The following is an 18,106-nucleotide window of genomic DNA, read 5'->3' on the forward strand; positions in this document are numbered from 1 at the left end:
ACATTATGTTAAGTAAAAAAAGATATCTTGAAGCTTTAGCAATCATTGAAGAAATGTTTCCCCAAGCACATGGAGAACTGGTTTGGGAGACACCTTTTCAACTATTGATTGCGACAATTTTATCTGCTCAAGCAACTGACAAAGGAGTCAATAAGGCGACGCCGGCACTTTTTGCGGCTTTTCCGGATGCTCAAGCCATGTCACAAGCTAAAGTAGAAGAGATTGAAGCGCTGATTCGAACAATCGGTCTTTATAAAACTAAAGCTAAAAATATTCTGCGAACTTCACAAATGTTAGTGGCGGACTTCGGAGGGATTTTACCGGACTTGCCGAAAGATAAAAAGCTTTTACAGACTCTACCTGGAGTCGGGCGAAAAACGGCTAATGTTGTTCTAGCGGAAGCTTATGGAATCCCAGGGATTGCGGTTGATACACATGTTGAGCGAGTTTCTAAGCGATTGGATATTGTTGCGCAAAAAGCGACTGTTTTAGAAGTTGAAGAAAAACTGATGAAGTTGATTCCTGAAGATAAATGGGTTCAATCTCATCATCACTTGATTTTCTTTGGTCGCTATCATTGTACAGCGAAAAAGCCTAAGTGTGCAGATTGCCCCTTATTAGATTATTGTAAATTTGGAAAGAAATATTTAGAAAATGAATGAAATTAAACTTTCAAAACGTTTGAAAGCAGTTGCTGACTATGTTGATAAAGGGGCGAGATTGGCTGATATCGGTTCAGACCATGCCTATTTACCGACATATCTTGTACAAAAAAATGAAGTTAAATTTGCGGTGGCTGGTGAAGTAGTCAAGGGTCCTTTTGAAATTGCTAAAAACCATGTTGCACAAGCAAATTTAAAAGAGAATATTCAAGTGAGGTTGGCTAATGGTTTAGCGGCCATCGAGAATGTTGATAAGATTGATACGATTGTAATTGCTGGTATGGGCGGTATTTTAATTTCTGAAATCTTGGAAGCGGGTAAAAGTAAGTTAAGTTCTGTTAAGCGTTTGATATTACAAGCAAATAATCATGAGGATACCTTGCGTCAGTGGCTGACAGAGCATCAATTTGTCATAAAGGCGGAACAAATTTTATTAGAGGCAGGCAAGTTCTACGAAATTATTGTTGCAGAACCTACTACAAATGAAAATCCGGTCTTATCATCAAATGATTTACTGTTTGGTCCTTTTTTATCCAAAGAAAAATCGGTTATTTTCCAACAAAAATGGCAAAAAGAATTGAATACTTTGAATAAAATCATTGACCGTCTACCTGATGAACAAACTGAAAAACGCGAAGAAGTTTTGACAGAAATTGCCAAAATAAAGGAGGTTCTTCAATGAAGATTTCTGAATTTATGTCTAAATATGAAAGCTTTTGTCCAAAAGAGCTGGCAGTTGAAGGAGACCCAGTTGGATTACAAGTTGGTAATCCCGAACAAGAACTGACAAAAGTTTTGGTGACCTTGGATATTCGGGAGCAAACAGTGGCAGAAGCAAAATCACTGGGTGTAGATTTGATTATTGCTAAACATCCTTTGATTTTTCGGCCATTGACTGCTCTAACTTCAATGGATAACCAAGAAAAATTAGTTTTAGATTTGGCTCAAGCTGGCATTGCCGTTTATACTAGTCATACCAATATTGATGTTGTCAAGGGGGGATTGAACGATTATTTTGCTCAATTACTTGGACTTACTGATGTTGAGGTGCTGGATGATGATGAAGGATTGGGCCGTGTCGGAAATATTGAAGGTACAGATTTGTCAGTGCTGACAGAAAAAGTGAAAGAAGTTTTTGGATTAGATAGACTACGACTTGTCACTTATAATCATGATTTGACTCAAAAAATTGAACGAGTGGCAATTTGTGGCGGCTCTGGTGGGAAATTATGGCCGAAAGCTTTAGCTAAAGGAGCTGATGTATATCTGACAGGAGATATTTATTATCATATCGGTCATGATATGCTGTCAGCCGGTCTGATTGGAATAGACCCTGGACACTATATTGAGCAGAAATTTATCGGTTTAGTCGCTGATAAACTTCGGTCTTTTGGTACAGATGTCAAGATTTATGAAAGTAAAGAAAAGACAAATCCATTTTATGATATATAAAAAAGACCCTCTTGGAGGGTCTTTTTTTTAATTATCAACTTGCTTTTTGTTTTCCACGGAAGTCAACAATTAACAAGTTGGGACTGAGTAATTCAGCAGTACTGCGTAACTCAATCAAATTATAAGAAGTGTTGATTTTGGTTGACATTTCATCTTGGAAGAAATAAGAACCATAACCTTTATAATAAATTGGGCCAAATTCAGAATCAATACTTGCATCAAATTCTTCTGGAACATTCCCTTTCTCTACCGCTACAATACGATAACGAGAAATTCCACCAGCACAAGCATCAACCTCAGTATTCACTTCACTCAAAGTATGGTCAAAATCAAAAACTAAATCAACATCGCCAAGTGCTTTAATTTTAGCAGCTGTTTTTTCATCAAATGTAATTTTCATTTTATTACCTCCCTAGATAATGAAAAGAATAGGATAGAAGATAAACTTATCTATCTGATATCTTGTGATATCTTTCTATAATCTTATTATAACCTTTCAAGGTTGATGAGAAAACAATAATGCTTATAAATTTGCTAATTAAGCTTGGTAATCTTTTAAAACCCATTCATTTATGGCATGAGCAACACCAGATTTGGCATTTGATTTTGTGATGTGCTTAGCGATTTTTTTCAGTTCGGTTTTTCCGTTCTCCATTACAACGGGACAACCAGCAACTTCAAGCATTGAACGGTCATTTTCTTCATCACCGATGGCCATTACTTCATCTAAATCAAAAGAAAGTTTTTCAGCTAAGTGTTTAACCGCAGACCCTTTACTAGCTTTTTTATTCATAAATTCTAAATAGTAGGGTGTTGATTTGACCACATTATAACGCTCGAAAAATTCAAAGGGAAGATAAGCAATTCCATCATCAAGTGCCTCTTGTTCATCAACCATCATTACCTTAGCAATTTCTAAAGCAGCGATATCTTCTGGCTGACGAATATAAAGTGGCATTTTTACCATTTGAGCTTCTTGAACGGTATATCTTCCAACATCATGATTCGGAGTGTAGATTCCTTCGCGGGTTATCGCATGGATAGGGAGACCAATCTTGCGGGCGGCCGCATCAAGGTCTAACCAATCTTCGGAACTTAATGTTTCTTTGATAAATTCTTCACCTGTTGCACGTTGGACCAATCCACCATTGTAAGTAATGACATAATCACTTTGGTCAGTTAATTCGAGTGCTTTAAGGATATCAACTACACCTGGTAAAGGACGACCGGTTGTGATAACAATTTTAACACCAGCCGCTTTGGCTTTTTTAACAGCAGATTTTACTTCGGCAGTAATTTGGCGATTTGGGTCAAGTAAAGTTCCGTCAAGGTCAATAGCAACGAGTTTAATCATAAGAGTATCTCTTTCTAATTTCTATATAATATAATAAATTTTGGGTCAGTACTTAAAGATTATCATCAAGTGATAATTGTTGACTGACAGACTTGTCAGCAATTTCGGTAGGCTGAATGCTGTCAGTAATTAAGCTGTCATTGACGATGTACTTTGTAAATTCAGGATTTTCAAGCATTATTTTTGGAAAATAAAAACGACTGTTTCCGTGAATTGTTCCTGTCAAACTTTTAATAAGTGGAGAAAGTACTGACAGCTCTGTCAGCGAACCGTTTTTTTGTAGAATTTTTATTTCAGTACGTGGTTTTTCAGAACTTGGTCGATAAAAGTCATAAGGTAAATCATAATTACTATGAATCCCAGTGTAATAGTCAGGATTAAATCCAGCCTCTTCTACTAAAGAAGATAAAAAATCTAAATCTTTAAGCTCCACGGCTTTAGGGTCAAAAGTAATTGATTTCAGCAAATGACGATTGACATAAGCAGAAGCTAAATCAGCAAGAATTTCATCCTCGTGGCTCATCCAAACTTGAAAATAGGTATTCATCACCCCGTCATCAAGTCGTAAATAATCCTTTAAATTATGGTTTTTTTCAAAAAATGGGACGAGGCAAGGACTACTCATTGCGAAATAATCAGGATGAAGATTATATAAAAATTTAGCGCGGGCTAGTAATTTTTGTAGTAAAACTTCCATTGAACGTGAGGCAGCGTGAAAATAAACCTGCATATACATTTGATAACGGCTGACAATATAATCTTCGACCGCATGCATTCCCGAATATTTAAAGGCAATTCCATTTTCGGTTGGAACGATGACTCTTAAAATCCAGGTCAAATCAAATTGTCCATAAACTGCACCAGTAAAATAAGCATCTCGTAGGAGATAGTCCATTCTGTCAGCATCAATTTGACTGGAAATCAATTGAACAACTTGAGGATTAGGGTACTCATGTGAAATGACAGATGCTACCTTTTCGGGGAAATCAGCAGATACCTTGCGTAAAATGGCATTAATTTCTGTATCTGGTGAAGTAATGATTTCACGAGTGACTGCTTCATGGTCTGTATTAAATAAACCTTCAAAAGTATGTGAATAAGCTCCATGTCCGACATCGTGTAAAAGAGCGGCACATTGTGTTAAAAGATTTTCGTCAGGATTCCATTCCAAAGGAAAATTTAAGCTGAAATAATCTGTGATACGTTTGGCGATATGATAAACACCTAGACAGTGAGAGAAGCGCGTGTGTTCAGCTCCGTGAAAAGTGAAACTTGACGTTCCAAGCTGTTTAATTCGTCTTAAACGCTGAAATTCAGCAGTATCAATCAGTTCAGAAATTACTGGATGTGTCACTGTAATATAATCATGAACTGGGTCGCGAAAGACTTTTTCCAAAACAAAACCCCCTCTAAATTTTAAGGTCAATTTTAAATTAAAATAAATAAATTTTTCCTTATTTTATCTTAATTATACCCTATTTTATATTAAAATGCAGACCCTTATCATCGGGATTTTTTCGCTTACTACTATGTTTTTATTATTCATCGAAATATAGTAAAATGTTATTATGGAAATTATAATTAGGAATAGAATTAAAATTGACCAGCAAGAAGAAATGGTCAAGGAAATATATCAAGGAGAGTTTAAAAAAGTTAATTTACAAACTCTGCTTAAATACGAGAATGCGGCAAATGAGAAGGTACTTCTCAAAATTGACGAAGATGAAGTTATTATGACTCGTTTTGCCAAGCGACCAATCAAAATGCATTTTCAACCGGAAGGTACGACATTAACTGAATACGAGGGGTTGGGTGAGCTTTCTCTTTTTACAAATACTTTGAGTATTGATCAAGAAAGAAAAATTATCAAAATTAATTATCAGCTTTCGCAAGGTGCCCAAAAAATTGCAGATTATCACCTTAGAATTGATTGGACAGAAGAAGCGAAAGGAAGAAAAAATGGATAAGATACATCTCCCTAAAGAAATATATGAGCGATTAGACCTTCAGGAAAATGAAGAAATTGAAATCGTTGATTTAGCAGCAGACAGCTTCACGATTCGTAAAGTCAATGCTCGAAAATCAGATAAGGCCGCAAAATGGTTTATTATCCCTACCATTATTTCGGCTCTAATATTTATTATCTTTGCCTTTGTTTTAAAACATCCACACGTTATTGCACTCTCAGGTAATGAATCACTGGCAACCGCAGTAATTACCGTTGCGAATGCGGTAGGAATGCTGACCTTTATTTCGGCATATTTTTCAAGACGTAAAGAGTTTTATAAACAAATGACCAAAAGAAGTTATTGGCGTACTTTTGCCACAGTTACCCTATCAGTTTTATTGATTGTAATCTTAGCGACAATGGGGCTGTTTTGGTTTTTAGGACAAATTTTTTATGGTGTAAGTTTTGGATTATTTACATCAACCTTACTTTTTACAATTTTTTCTGGAATCATTAATTATGTCATGATTTTTGTTGTGGATACTTTTTCGATTAATATGATGGTGACGATGCTTTTAGTTGTATCAGTCGGCGGATTTGTCTCAAGTATGGCTACTAATGGGAATCAATATTGGTGGCAAAGAAACTTTAGTTTACTTGGAACTCAGGCCTCTCGTTCGAGTTGGCAATTTAATCTGACTTTGATTGTTTCTGCGGCTCTCTTTGCGGCATTAATTGATTATATTTTTGTTGCTCTTCGTCAAAAAGCAGGAAGTCATTATCGTCAAAATATTTTACAAGTCTTACTAACACTCTGCGCAATTTCTATTGCTTTAGTGGGATTGATTCCCAATGACCCAGGTTGGATGCATATTGCTCATGATATTGTTGCTCAATTAATTGTCTTATTTATGGCTATTTCAATACTAGGAATTCGTTGGTTTTTACCAAATGCCGACCCTAATTTATATCGAATGTCCTATTTTATTGTTGCTCTTATTTTAATTTCTTATGTATTATGGCATCCAATACATTATTTGACATTGACTGCATTTGAAATATTATCGTTTAGCCTTTCTTTTGCTTGGTTACTCTTATTGGTTAATACACTTATTAATATGCTTTGGAATACAAAAAAAATATATCAGGTCTCACTTAATGGTATAGAAGAAAAAAGTGAAAAATAAGACTTGAAAAGTCGCAAAAGAAGTAGTATAATAATATAGTTGTCTTTGTGAAGTCTCATAAAGTGCAACCGCACGAAGTTTCGTAATAAGTGGCGTAAGCCCACGAACAAAGGCGAGTCTAACAGTCGCTTGACTTAAAAGCGATGAAATCTAACAAGGAGGAATCACAATGTCAAACTATGCAATCATCAAAACTGGTGGTAAACAAGTTAAAGTTGAAGAAGGTTCAGTAATCTACGTTGAAAAACTCAATGTTGAAGCTGGTCAAACCGTTACTTTCGACGAAGTTATCTTTGTCGGAGGCGAAACAACTAAAGTTGGTGCACCGCTCGTTGAAGGCGCAACTGTTGTTGGTGAAGTCGAAAAACATGGTAAGCAAAAGAAAGTTGTTACTTTCCAATACAAACCTAAAAAACACTCACACCGTAAACAAGGTCACCGTCAACCATACACTAAAGTTGTTATCAAATCAGTTAACGCTTAATTATGATTGAAGCTTGTATCAGGACAAAAAGAGACAAGATTGTTTCTTATGAAATCTCAGGACATGCTGAATCTGGCGAGTACGGACACGATGTAGTCTGTGCGGCGGTCAGCGTTCTATCAATTACGACTGCAAATAATATCTACGAGATGGCTCACATTAAACCTGTGACTCAAACGGAAGATGGTTACTTGTATGTTGAAATTCCTTTGAGCATACCTGAAAAACAAGGCGTATTGGCTCAAACTTTGCTCGAAGCTTTTGCAAATTCGATGAAAGCAGTTGAGAAAAGCTATGGTCAGTACATTACACTTAAATTTGAAAATGGAGGGCAATAACATGCTTGAACTTAATCTGCAACTCTTCGCCCACAAAAAAGGTGGGGGTTCTACTTCCAATGGACGTGACTCACAAGCTAAACGTCTCGGTGCTAAAGCATCTGACGGTGAACTTGTAAGCGGCGGTTCAATCCTTTTCCGTCAACGTGGTACACATATCCATCCAGGTACTAACGTTGGCCGTGGTGGCGACGATACTCTCTTCGCTAAAATCGAAGGAACTGTTAAATTCGAAATGAAACGTGGTAAAAAACACGTATCAGTTTATCCAGTAGTGGCTAAATAAGAATTTTGAAATCTGTCTTTGGACAGATTTTTTTTATTTCAAAAAAGGAAGCTCATTTTTGGGGCTTTTTTTATATATTTTGAGTCTATTTATAAATATATGCTAAAATAATTGAAATAAAGATAAGGTGGTGCTATAATATTTTTATTATCAATTATTGATTAAAAAGTTTTGATAATTTTTTAATCGATAACTGATGCATTAAATTACTATAAAAATATACTTAACTATAAAAGGGTGCTGAATTTTATTCAGCTTAGAATTTGGAGAAATAATGAATGATAAAGAACATCAACGACATCGATTGATTTATCATACGAATGGAAAATCCTTAGAGGAAATAAATGGGACAGTAGAAGTGCCTAAAAATGTTGGTTTTTTCAAAATGTTGCTGACTTACTCAGGACCAGGTGCGCTGGTCGCGGTTGGTTACATGGACCCTGGGAATTGGTCAACGTCAATTACTGGAGGGCAGAACTTTCAATACTTACTGATTTCGGTTATTCTGATGTCCAGTCTGATTGCAATGCTCCTTCAGTATATGTCAGCAAAATTAGGAATTGTCAGCCAGATGGATTTAGCTCAGGCTATCAGGGCGCGCACCAGCAAGACTCTGGGAATTGTTTTATGGATTTTAACTGAACTGGCAATCATGGCTACTGATATTGCTGAAGTCATCGGTGCGGCTATTGCCTTATATCTTCTGTTTAATATTCCGTTAATATTAGCTGTTTTTATCACAGTTCTTGATGTCTTTTTGCTTTTATTGCTGACAAGAATTGGTTTTCGTAAGATTGAAGCCTTGGTTATTTGTTTGATTTTAGTTATTCTAGCAATATTTGCTTATCAAGTTGCTCTATCCAATCCAGATTGGAAAGGAATTATTGAGGGATTTATTCCTAATAATCGAACTTTTGCTTCCTCACCAACAGTAGCCGGGATGTCGCCTTTAACAGGCGCATTAGGAATTATTGGCGCTACGGTTATGCCTCATAATTTATATCTTCATTCTTCTATTTCACAAAGTAGAAAAATTAATCATCAAGATAAAAGTGATGTTGCCAGAGCAGTAAGATTCTCGACATGGGACTCTAATATTCAGCTGACAGTCGCTTTTGTTGTAAATTCTCTTTTACTAATTATGGGTGTAGCGGTCTTTAAAACAGGAGTAATTGATGATCCATCATTCTTTGGTTTATACGATGCATTATCTAACCCTTCGGTTTTAAGTAATGGCCTTCTTGCAGACGTTGCAAAAACGGGTGCACTTTCAACCTTATTTGCCGTGGCTCTCCTTGCTTCTGGGCAAAACTCAACCATTACTGGAACCTTAACAGGACAGGTTATTATGGAAGGATTTATTCATATGAGAATGCCAATGTGGGCAAGAAGATTGGTAACTCGCCTGCTATCGGTAGTTCCTGTCTTGATTTGTGTCTCTATGACTAGAGGACAAACTTTGAAAGCTCAACATGAAGCAATAAATAATTTGATGAATAATTCTCAAGTTTTTCTAGCTTTTGCCCTTCCTTTTTCGATTATTCCATTGTTAATGCTAACTAATAGCAAGGAAGAAATGGGTGATTTTAAAAATAATTTAATCATTAAATTTTTAGGTTGGATTTCAGTTATTGCCTTGACTTATCTCAATTTAATTGGCTTACCAAATCAGATTGATAGTTTTCTTCCGAATAATCTAAGCTTGTCTCATTTTATTGCCGGTTTATTGATTGTTGGAGTTATCCTTTTATTAATCTGGACGATTTTTGAACTTCATCGTGGAAATAAAAAACTCTATTTAAAATAGAGTTTTTCTTTATATAGGTAGGGTGTGATTTAAATTAAAATATGAAATGTGCTATAATGTAAGAAAATGATTAATGGAGATAATGTATTTGACTAAAAATTCAATTGAATTTAAACTAGAAAATCCTGAAGATGCTAGTCTTCTTTTTGGGGTACAAGATAAATATTTGAAATTAGTTGAGTCTCAACTGTCTGTTGAGATTAATTATCGTGGGGAAATGGTGCAAATCATTGGTCCTGACGAACTGACACGAGAGCGAGCGCGAAAAGCACTGCAAGCTTTACAAGTTTTAGTTAGTCGTGGGGTTCCTGTCCATGCGTCGGATGTTATCATTGCTATAAAAATGGTTTTAAATGATGATATTGAAAATTTCACGGCACTTTATGAGATTGAACTGACAAAAGACGCAGCTGGTAAACCTATCCGTTTGAAAAATTTGATTCAGAAGACTTACGTGGATTCTGTTAAACAGCATGATATTGTTTTTGGGATTGGTCCTGCGGGGACAGGGAAAACTTTTTTGGCGGTCGTGATGGCTGTTCAGGCTTTACGAAATGGTCAGGTCAAACGAATTATTTTGACAAGACCAGCAGTGGAAGCTGGGGAAAGTCTTGGCTTCTTACCTGGTGATTTGCAAGAAAAAGTTGATCCATATTTACGTCCTGTTTATGACGCGCTTTTTCAGATTTTGGGTAAAACAGCGACTGAGCGAATGATGGAGCGAGGAGTTATTGAAATTGCACCACTTGCTTATATGCGTGGTCGAACGCTTGATGACGCCTTTGTTATTTTAGATGAAGCACAAAACACAACAAGCATGCAAATGAAAATGTTTCTGACTCGTCTTGGTTTTAACTCTAAAATGATTGTCAATGGTGATATTTCGCAGATTGATTTACCAAATAAAGTTAAATCTGGTTTGATTGATGCCAAGGATAAATTGGGTCATGTTAATGCGATTGATTTTGTCTATTTCTTGGCAAAAGATGTTGTCCGTCATCCAGTGGTTGCCGAAATTATCAAAGCTTATGGCGATGAATGATTTTTGTAAAAAAAGATAAAGTTAGATAGAGTCGCTGATTATTGCTGACTAAGAGAAGAGGAAGTAAATATGGCTGAAGGCTATGTCATGGATTTGCGCAAAAAAATTGGTCATGTGCCAATGGTAATAGCTTGTGCAAGTATAATTATTTATGACGAAGAACGAGGTGTTTTACTACAAAAACGCACTGATAATGGGAAATGGTGTTATCATGGTGGTTCAGTAGAGCCAAATGAAACAGTCGCAGAAGCTGCTAAACGTGAACTTTTTGAAGAGGTGGGTTTGTCAGCTGGGTATATGGAATTATACACGGTTGCTTCTGGAGCTGATCAACATTTTTTCTATCCCAATGGTGATGAAGTTCATATTGTTGATACTGTTTTTATTTGTAATGATTTTTCTGGTGAATTAGTTTTAGAAGAAACAGAGGTTCTTGATTGTCAATGGTTTGCTTTTGATAACTTACCTGAAGAAATTTTGCTTGCCACAAAAGCACCCATTTTATCATTTTGTCAAGAAATGTTGCAAAAAAAGCTTAGCGGAGTTACTGACAATTAATAAATAATTTACTGACAGCCAGGTCAGCAAGTTCTAGTGGTAAAAATTTATTGATGGAAATTCTAAATGTTCATAATTGTTAATTTAGTGAGTCAATCTTTCATTTCAATTTACCAAATTTCATATTATCATTAAATCATTGACTGCTAGGATAAATAAGCAAAAATGGAAAGCGCATGAGCTACTTTCTGACAGATTTGTCAGGAATAAAATATAAATAAGGAATAAAATGTACGTAGAATTAGTTGATGAAACAGGCCAAGTGCCAAGTGAGATTATTGAGCAAACTAAAGAAGTTTTAGCGTTTGCCGCTAAAAAATTAGATTTAAAAGAATCAACAGAAATGTCTGTGACTTTTGTGGACAATGCGCGATCACATGAGTTGAATTTGCAATATCGTGAAACTGATCGTCCAACAGATGTTATCTCACTAGAATATAAGCCTGATGAGTCAGAATTCTTTTTTGACGAAGATATGGAACTTCCAGAAGAGTTATTAGAAGAAATGGATCCATTTATTGGTGAGTTGTTCATTTCAATTGATAAAGCTGCCGAACAAGCTGCCGACTATGGTCATTCGATAGAACGTGAGTATGGTTGGCTAGCAGTTCATGGTTTTTTGCATATAAATGGTTACGATCATTACACGCCAGAAGAAGAGTCAGAAATGTTTGCTTTGCAAGAGGAGATTTTAACTGCCTATGGACTCACACGATAAAGATGTAAAACTCTTTAAGAAAAATGATTTTCATAAGGGAAAAACGCCTGTTCAAAAGGACAGAGCCCGCTGGAAAAATCGAAATTTACTTTCGAGTTTAGAGTTTGCACTTACAGGAATTTGGACAGCCTTTAAAGAAGAACGCAATATGCGCAAACATGCCCTAGCGGCTGTTTTAGCAATTGTTTTTGGCTTCATTTTTCAAATTTCAGAATTTGAATGGTTATTTCTCTTGCTTTCTATTTTCTTAGTTTTCATGGCTGAACTTTTTAATTCGGCTATTGAAAATGTTGTTGATTTAGCTTCAGATTATCAATTTTATATGCGTGCTAAACGGGCTAAAGATATGGCTGCAGGGGCAGTGCTTGTTATTTCTGGCTTTGCTCTTATTGTTGGACTCTTTGTATTTTTACCTAAAATTTGGACATTGTTTTTCTGACTCTGAGGAGAGACTTATGAATAGAGAAAAAGAACTTTTAGACATCTTGACAAAAAACTCAGATTTAATGATGATTTTAGATGAGATTTCAGAACTGAAGTTATCAAATTGGTATGTGGCTGCAGGGAGTGTCTTTCAATCCGTCTGGAATTATCTTGATAAAAAGGATTTAATGACGAATGTTCATGATATCGATTTGGTATATTTTGATGACCAGATTTCTTTTATAGATTCGATCAGTAATGACAAACAACTAGAAAAATCTTTGTCGGAAAAATTTCCTTATCGTTTTGATGTCCACAATGAAGCCTATATGCACCTTTGGCAAAATAGTAAAAAAATTCCATACGAAAATACCGAAAATGCGATTGAGCGTTGGATTGCTACTGTTCATGCAATCGGAATAAGTGGAAATTCTGATCTGTTTACTATATTTGCTCCTTATGGTTTAGATGATATATTTACAAAAACGATTCGCCCAATTTATCATAAAGATAATAATCAAGAACTCTATGAAAATAAGGTAGCCAAATGGCAAGAGCGTTTTAGTGATCTAAATATTATAAAATGGACGGAACTAAAAGTTAATAAATGATAAAAAGCTTAAAAGCTTTTTTTTATTTACTGACGGTATATTTGATCTAAGTGAAGGCTTAACGGCAGAGTGAGAAAGTTGTAATTTCAATCGGATTAGCTTTCTTTAAGGTTTTTATTGCATGATAAAAAGTAGTTCCAGTTGTATAAATATCATCAATCAAAATGATTTTTTGGGGTATTTTTTCACCCTCTTTCAACTTAAAAGGATTGGTAGTTGATAAACGTCCCTCGCGATTAAGACTTGATTGTCTGACAGTATCCTCTTTTTCAAGCAAATCAAGATAAGTTCTATCTTTTAGAAAAGCTGTTACTTGGTTAAACCCTCTTTCTTGTAATCTTTTAGGAGAAACCGGAATGGGAACCAGAGGAATTTTTTTGGACAAATTTTTAAAATAGGAATCGAAGACTTCGTGTAATCGATAATCTCCCATAAATTTGTAAAGACTAAAGTAATCCTTCATTTCTTGGTTATAAATAAAAATTGCCTGATGATTAACAATGATTCCTTTTTCTTCCCACTTGATACAGTCAGCACAGATACCTTTAGAGTTAGATTTAGAGCATCGAGGACAACGTTCGTTAGGAATTTTTTTAAACAGTGATTGGCATTTATTGCATATTAAATTTCTCTTATTCTTTAGTAAAAAGAATTCACTAAAAGTGAGTGTTTGTTTGATAATTCTGGAACAAAGCAGACAAGTTTGCATTAAAAACCTCCGAGTCGGTTCATTTTTTTAATTTCTTTCTGAGCTTGACACATGGCTAAAGATTTTCCAGAGTGAAAAAAACTAACTAAACCTGTTGGACGTTTAGAGTCGCGTCCCACTCGTCCGGCCATTTGAATGAGGGCAGATTTTGTGAAATTAGGGTGTTCGCTATTAATGACAAAAACATCAATTGAAGAAAAAGTTACGCCTCGTTCAAGAATAGAAGTCGTAATTAAAATCGAAACTTGTTTCTTGCGAAAAGCTTCGACAATCGTTTTTCTGCTTTTAGTTGTTGAAGCGACAAAAGCCATTTTTTCTTTTGGAAATTTTTCTTGTAAATTTTTGGCAAAGTCTTGACCAAAGTCGATTTCGGCAACGAAAATTAGAAGTGGGAAACCAGTCTTTCTTTGCTCAATGAATTTTTTATAAAATGTTTTTTTCCAAAAAAACATTGGAATGACCAAAGGATGACCGTGAAAGCGGCGTGGTAAAAAAAGTCGTTTAATTTCATGCTTTTTTATCTGTTTGTCTAATTTGTCAGTAGATGTAGCGGTTAAGTAGAGCAAGGTTCCATTAATTTTTTTAGCATTTTCAAGAGCGAAATAAAGCATGTCATTATCTCTAAAAGGAAAGGCATCGACTTCATCGATGATAAGCAAATCAAAGGCCTCTTTGAAACGTAAAAGTTGATGACTGGTCATAACGACCAAAGGCGAACGAAAATAAGAATCTCCCTCATGATACAAAAGGGGAATTTGACAAGTGAAATCACGTGATAAACGTTGATGAAGCTCAATGCATACATCAATTCTTGGGCTGGCTAAACCGACCGAACCCCCATGGCTAAGAATTTGTTCAATAAGCTGATATATCATTTCTGTTTTACCAGCACCAGTAACGGCTTGAACAAGTAGTTTTTGATTATTAGTAATTTGCTGACAGAGAGCGTCAGAAATTTTTTCTTGATTTTCTGTTAATTTTCCAGTCCAACGTAAATAAGTTTTTTCTGGAAAGTCTTGTTGAGGAAGATGGTAGAAATATTCATCTGAGCGGACACGACCAAGTTCAAGACAAGTTGGACAGAAAAAAGCACCAATCGGAAGTTTAACATTGGTTTTTATATGAATCGTGCCACATCGATTACATCTTACTTTATTAGCATTGACAGATGTCATTGCACCAATTTTAATTAATTTGTTTTCATTGTTAACTTGGTCAGTAAAATTATTAAAAGCTGAAATATCTTTTTCTAGTAAAAGATGCCCAAGGAGATTTTCTAAAATTAAGTTCATACTTAACTATACGGAAATGCTGTTCAAATGTAACAAAATTTGTTAAAATCATTAGCATGACTATCACTATAAAAACTGATTTTATCAATGAAGAGGAAATCAAAAAATCACGCTTCATCTGTCATTTAAAAAGGATATCTACAGAAGAAGAAGCTCGTGATTTTATTGCGAAAATCAAAAAGGAACATTGGAAAGCAAATCATAACTGTTCAGCATATACCTTAGGCAATCGTCAAGAAATACAGCGAAGTAGTGATGATGGTGAGCCATCAGGAACCGCAGGTGTACCAATGCTTGAAATTTTAAAGAAAAAAGAAATTATCAATGTTTGTGCGGTCGTCACTCGTTATTTTGGCGGAATCAAGTTAGGTGCAGGAGGTTTGATTCGTGCTTATGCTGGAAGTGTGAATCATGCGATAGAAGAAGTTGGTTTAGTTCAAATTGTTAACCAACGAGAACTTATCTTGAAACTTGACTATAGCCTCTATGATAGTGTTCAACGCTTTTTATTGACTCAAAATTTACAAATTTCAGATAGTGAATTTTTGTCAGAGGTTACTGTAAGATGTTTTATTGATGAAGAAAAAATCAATAACTTTTTAGAGTTACTGACAGAAAGCTTTAATGGAAAAATTAGAGTAGAAAAAGGCGAAAATCAGCAAGTTGAGATTGACTATCAAGTAGAAGAATAAAATTTTTTAGATAATCATCTAAAAAAGATAGAGGTAGAAAAATGACTAAAAGATTAGGAAAAATTTTATTTATCCTATATATTATCGGGCTTATTTGGTTGATTTTATTTAAAATTTCTTTTCATCCCATCACTTACCTTGAATTAGTAAATACAAGAAGTTTAAACCTTGTCCCTTTTGCTATGTCTGGTGGGTCACGCGAAATTCTATATAATATCATTGCCTTTATCCCTTTTGGAATTTTATTTGGAATGAATGCTCCCAAATGGTCATTTTTGACAAAAGTAATTCTTTCATTCGCCTTAAGTTTATCCTTTGAAAGTTTTCAATATCTTTTGGCTATTGGTGCAAGTGACATTACAGATATTATCACAAATACACTCGGGGCATTGATTGGCTTGAGTTTTTATGCTTTATTAATCAAAATTTTTGCTAAAACAAAAGTTAATATTGTTTTGATAAGTCTCTTTTGTCTCTTGCTAGGATTTGTTTTATTCTTTATTGGTCAGACCTTATTTTGGATTTATTTCCCACAGTATTAAACTCATTGTATCCTCTTAGAAGTATGATAAAATGGTGGTTAAGGACGTTTTAGAAAAGAGGATTTATGAAAATATTTAGAGGCTCAATTATTGTTAGTTTAATTGCCCTAATCATCGCGTTTATTTATGGCGGATGGAATGGGCTTTTTATTACACTCATTCTTGCCGTGCTAGAAATTTCTTTATCTATGGATAATGCCATTGTTAATGCACGGATTTTAGAGCGGATGAGTCCGGCCTGGCAAAAGACATTCCTGACTTTAGGAGTTTTGATTGCAGTAGTTGGAATGCGTTTGGTTTTCCCTCTGTTGATTGTGGGAGTATCTGCACAAATAGACCCAATTAGTGCTCTAAGATTAGCTTTAGAAAAAGGAAATCCAAGTACAGCAGGAACTTATGGCTATATTTTACATCATGCCCACCCTCAAATTGCAGCCTTTGGTGGAATGTTTCTCCTAATGCTTGCTTTAGGATTTTTCTTTGATGAACGCGCTCATACTTGGTTGAAATTGCCAGAAAAATTCTTGCAAAAAATAGGTCACTTTCCAGCAGCGAATGCAATTATTTCAATCATTATCTTGCTGATTACTTCAGAGTTTATCGCTAAAGAACCCCATGCTGTTTTGTTTGCAGGGATACTTGGGATTTTGACTTTTATGCTCGTCGATGGCTTTGGCGAAACGATGAGCCATTCAAAAGCCGCAACCTCTACGGACTTTGTTGTTGCCACGGGTAAAGCAGGATTGGCCCTTTTCTTATATTTGGAAGTTATTGATGCTTCATTTAGTTTTGATGGAGTTATTGGTGCTTTTGCCATAACGGCAGATCCAATTATTATATTATTAGGACTTGGCGTGATTGGGGCCATGTTTGTAAGAAGTCTTACGCTCTATCTAGTTCAAAAAGGAACTTTGAATGATTTGGTCTATCTTGAGCATGGAGCTCATTGGGCTATTCTGACACTTGCTTTTCTGATTTTAGTGAGTATCAAATGGGAAATTGGTGAAGTGGTAACAGGACTTACTGGAGCTATTCTTATTATTCTTTCGTTTGTGTCCAGTGTAATCTACAATCGCAACCATTAAAAGTGACTTTAGTCATTTTTTTTATAGAAAATGTTCAAGAAACACAATATATGGTGTTTTTGTGGTAAAATATAAGTATTAAATACTATATATAGGGTTGGTTATAATAATGAAACTTACCATTTTACATACAAATAATGTTATTTTGAACTCTAATAATCATTATTCTTTGATAGATGAAATTAAGGAGAGAAATAAAAAAACCGCAGAGGAAATATTATTTCTAGGAGCTACTGATATAAATTTTAGTAAGTCAAATTATCAAAATGATGAAAAAATTTTTTCAAAAAAGCTTAAATATGATGCGATAGCAATAGGGGAACATCAATTTGATGAAGGCTCACAAGGTCTTGCTAAATTTCTCAAGCAATTAGATTTTCCAGTTTTAGCTGCGAATGTCCATATTGAAAAAGATGAAATATTAAATACTTTTGAAAAAAATGGAAAATTTTTACCTTATTTACTGAAAGAAAGTAAATTTGGCAAGATTGGGATTTTTGGACTGACTCCAATGAGTACGGTTTACGATTCTTGCCCGAGTTCGGACACGATTTTTACCAATCCTTCTGACAGAACTGAGTTTATTGTAAAAATGCTAAAAAAGAAAGAAGCAAATCTTATTATTCTACTCAGTCAACTGGGGCAAGATGAGAATCAAATTTTAGCTCAAAAATTTCCTGAAATTGATGTCATCATTGACAGAGCAACTTATAAGACCGATAAAACAATTAATAAATGGAAAGAAACACTTATGGTCCAGACAATGGCTGATTTTCCTTCCATCTTTGAATTAGAGCTAGAAGTTGATGAAGAAGGAAAGTTACTGACAGCTCAGGAAAAATATCATGAAGTATTTGAAAGTGTTAATTATGGATAAGTTTATTTTATCTTGACAAAATGAGAAAATAGCGCTAGA

General features: G+C 35.0%; 23 protein-coding genes and 1 other annotated feature. Of the genes, 18 read left to right on the plus strand and 5 right to left on the minus strand.

Going from position 1 to position 18,106, the window contains the following annotated elements; all coding sequences use genetic code 11:
• Positions 1-5: 5 nt before the first annotated feature.
• The 3 genes from nth to KW2_RS05050 are packed head-to-tail and all read left to right on the plus strand — an operon-like array spanning position 6 to position 2,114.
• On the plus strand, positions 6-662 hold the full coding sequence (gene nth / locus KW2_RS05040; protein ID WP_021037137.1) for an endonuclease III: 657 nt from the start codon (positions 6-8) through the stop codon (positions 660-662).
• The gene (locus KW2_RS05045) at positions 655-1,344 is read left to right on the plus strand and encodes a tRNA (adenine(22)-N(1))-methyltransferase (RefSeq protein ID WP_021037138.1); all 690 of its coding nucleotides are present in this window, start codon (positions 655-657) and stop codon (positions 1,342-1,344) included. The genes nth and KW2_RS05045 overlap by 8 nt, the downstream gene beginning before the upstream one ends.
• Positions 1,341-2,114, plus strand: coding sequence for a Nif3-like dinuclear metal center hexameric protein (locus KW2_RS05050; protein WP_021037139.1), 774 nt, complete (start codon positions 1,341-1,343; stop codon positions 2,112-2,114). The genes KW2_RS05045 and KW2_RS05050 overlap by 4 nt, the downstream gene beginning before the upstream one ends.
• Positions 2,115-2,148: 34 nt before the next feature.
• On the opposite strand, the gene KW2_RS05055 is transcribed toward KW2_RS05050, so the two are convergent.
• The 3 genes from KW2_RS05055 to KW2_RS05065 all read right to left on the minus strand — a co-directional run bounded on the left by KW2_RS05055 (position 2,149) and on the right by KW2_RS05065 (position 4,864).
• Complete coding sequence (locus KW2_RS05055; protein WP_011676084.1) at positions 2,149-2,514, minus strand: iron-sulfur cluster biosynthesis family protein; 366 nt, start codon at positions 2,512-2,514, stop codon at positions 2,149-2,151.
• Positions 2,515-2,652: 138 nt separating this feature from the next.
• A complete protein-coding gene (yidA, locus tag KW2_RS05060) occupies positions 2,653-3,468 on the minus strand; it encodes a sugar-phosphatase (protein ID WP_011835342.1) in 816 nt (271 codons plus the stop codon).
• A gap of 52 nt (positions 3,469-3,520) precedes the next feature.
• Positions 3,521-4,864: an HD domain-containing protein gene (locus KW2_RS05065; protein WP_021037140.1), complete on the minus strand. Its 1,344-nt coding sequence runs from the start codon at positions 4,862-4,864 to the stop codon at positions 3,521-3,523.
• A gap of 172 nt (positions 4,865-5,036) precedes the next feature.
• On the opposite strand from KW2_RS05065, the gene KW2_RS05070 reads away from it, so the two are divergent.
• From KW2_RS05070 to KW2_RS05120, 11 genes are all read left to right on the plus strand, one after another.
• The gene (locus KW2_RS05070) at positions 5,037-5,435 is read left to right on the plus strand and encodes a YwiB family protein (RefSeq protein WP_011835340.1); all 399 of its coding nucleotides are present in this window, start codon (positions 5,037-5,039) and stop codon (positions 5,433-5,435) included.
• The gene (locus KW2_RS05075; RefSeq protein WP_021037141.1) at positions 5,428-6,603 is read left to right on the plus strand and encodes a DUF998 domain-containing protein; all 1,176 of its coding nucleotides are present in this window, start codon (positions 5,428-5,430) and stop codon (positions 6,601-6,603) included. The genes KW2_RS05070 and KW2_RS05075 overlap by 8 nt, the downstream gene beginning before the upstream one ends.
• A 56-nt stretch (positions 6,604-6,659) precedes the next feature.
• Positions 6,660-6,733, plus strand: a sequence feature (ribosomal protein L21 leader region).
• 39 nt (positions 6,734-6,772) lie between these two features.
• Positions 6,773-7,087, plus strand: coding sequence for a 50S ribosomal protein L21 (gene rplU / locus KW2_RS05080; protein WP_003130644.1), 315 nt, complete (start codon positions 6,773-6,775; stop codon positions 7,085-7,087).
• 2 nt (positions 7,088-7,089) lie between these two features.
• On the plus strand, positions 7,090-7,425 hold the full coding sequence (locus KW2_RS05085; RefSeq protein WP_011676089.1) for a ribosomal-processing cysteine protease Prp: 336 nt from the start codon (positions 7,090-7,092) through the stop codon (positions 7,423-7,425).
• A 1-nt stretch (position 7,426) separates the two neighbouring features.
• On the plus strand, positions 7,427-7,711 hold the full coding sequence (gene rpmA, locus KW2_RS05090) for a 50S ribosomal protein L27 (protein ID WP_003130646.1): 285 nt from the start codon (positions 7,427-7,429) through the stop codon (positions 7,709-7,711).
• Positions 7,712-7,985: 274 nt separating this feature from the next.
• The gene (locus KW2_RS05095) at positions 7,986-9,518 is read left to right on the plus strand and encodes an Nramp family divalent metal transporter (protein ID WP_021037142.1); all 1,533 of its coding nucleotides are present in this window, start codon (positions 7,986-7,988) and stop codon (positions 9,516-9,518) included.
• A gap of 73 nt (positions 9,519-9,591) precedes the next feature.
• On the plus strand, positions 9,592-10,560 hold the full coding sequence (locus KW2_RS05100) for a PhoH family protein (RefSeq protein WP_021037143.1): 969 nt from the start codon (positions 9,592-9,594) through the stop codon (positions 10,558-10,560).
• 69 nt (positions 10,561-10,629) lie between these two features.
• Positions 10,630-11,118 carry an NUDIX hydrolase gene (locus KW2_RS05105; RefSeq protein WP_021037144.1) on the plus strand — a complete coding sequence of 163 codons (489 nt, stop codon included), beginning with the start codon at positions 10,630-10,632 and terminating at the stop codon, positions 11,116-11,118.
• Between the two features lie 229 nt (positions 11,119-11,347).
• Positions 11,348-11,836: an rRNA maturation RNase YbeY gene (gene ybeY, locus KW2_RS05110; protein WP_011835335.1), complete on the plus strand. Its 489-nt coding sequence runs from the start codon at positions 11,348-11,350 to the stop codon at positions 11,834-11,836.
• The gene (locus KW2_RS05115; protein WP_011676094.1) at positions 11,820-12,275 is read left to right on the plus strand and encodes a diacylglycerol kinase family protein; all 456 of its coding nucleotides are present in this window, start codon (positions 11,820-11,822) and stop codon (positions 12,273-12,275) included. Before ybeY ends, KW2_RS05115 begins: the two co-directional genes overlap by 17 nt.
• 16 nt (positions 12,276-12,291) lie before the next feature.
• Positions 12,292-12,870 (plus strand): nucleotidyltransferase family protein, encoded by a 579-nt coding sequence (locus KW2_RS05120; RefSeq protein WP_021037145.1) that lies wholly within the window; start codon positions 12,292-12,294, stop codon positions 12,868-12,870.
• Positions 12,871-12,928: 58 nt separating this feature from the next.
• Here the strand turns inward: KW2_RS05120 and KW2_RS12255 are convergent, their stop codons facing one another.
• Together KW2_RS12255 and KW2_RS05130 are read right to left on the minus strand one after the other, a co-directional pair.
• Positions 12,929-13,333, minus strand: a complete 405-nt coding sequence (locus KW2_RS12255) for a ComF family protein (RefSeq protein ID WP_244878749.1) — start codon at positions 13,331-13,333, stop codon at positions 12,929-12,931.
• 245 nt (positions 13,334-13,578) lie between these two features.
• Positions 13,579-14,871, minus strand: coding sequence for an ATP-dependent helicase ComFA (locus tag KW2_RS05130; RefSeq protein WP_021037147.1), 1,293 nt, complete (start codon positions 14,869-14,871; stop codon positions 13,579-13,581).
• Between the two features lie 56 nt (positions 14,872-14,927).
• Here KW2_RS05130 and KW2_RS05135 point away from each other — a divergent pair, with 56 nt between their 5' ends.
• The 4 genes from KW2_RS05135 (at position 14,928) to KW2_RS05150 (ending at position 18,067) form a co-directional block, all read left to right on the plus strand.
• A complete protein-coding gene (locus KW2_RS05135) occupies positions 14,928-15,563 on the plus strand; it encodes a YigZ family protein (protein WP_011835331.1) in 636 nt (211 codons plus the stop codon).
• Positions 15,564-15,604: 41 nt separating this feature from the next.
• Positions 15,605-16,105: a VanZ family protein gene (locus tag KW2_RS05140; protein WP_021037148.1), complete on the plus strand. Its 501-nt coding sequence runs from the start codon at positions 15,605-15,607 to the stop codon at positions 16,103-16,105.
• A 65-nt stretch (positions 16,106-16,170) separates the two neighbouring features.
• The gene (locus tag KW2_RS05145) at positions 16,171-17,190 is read left to right on the plus strand and encodes a DUF475 domain-containing protein (RefSeq protein WP_021037149.1); all 1,020 of its coding nucleotides are present in this window, start codon (positions 16,171-16,173) and stop codon (positions 17,188-17,190) included.
• Positions 17,191-17,299: 109 nt separating this feature from the next.
• Positions 17,300-18,067, plus strand: coding sequence for a bifunctional UDP-sugar hydrolase/5'-nucleotidase (locus KW2_RS05150; protein WP_021037150.1), 768 nt, complete (start codon positions 17,300-17,302; stop codon positions 18,065-18,067).
• The last annotated feature ends 39 nt before the right edge of the window (positions 18,068-18,106 follow it).

The organism is Lactococcus cremoris subsp. cremoris KW2, assembly GCF_000468955.1.
Classification (GTDB): Bacteria; Bacillota; Bacilli; order Lactobacillales; family Streptococcaceae; genus Lactococcus; species Lactococcus cremoris.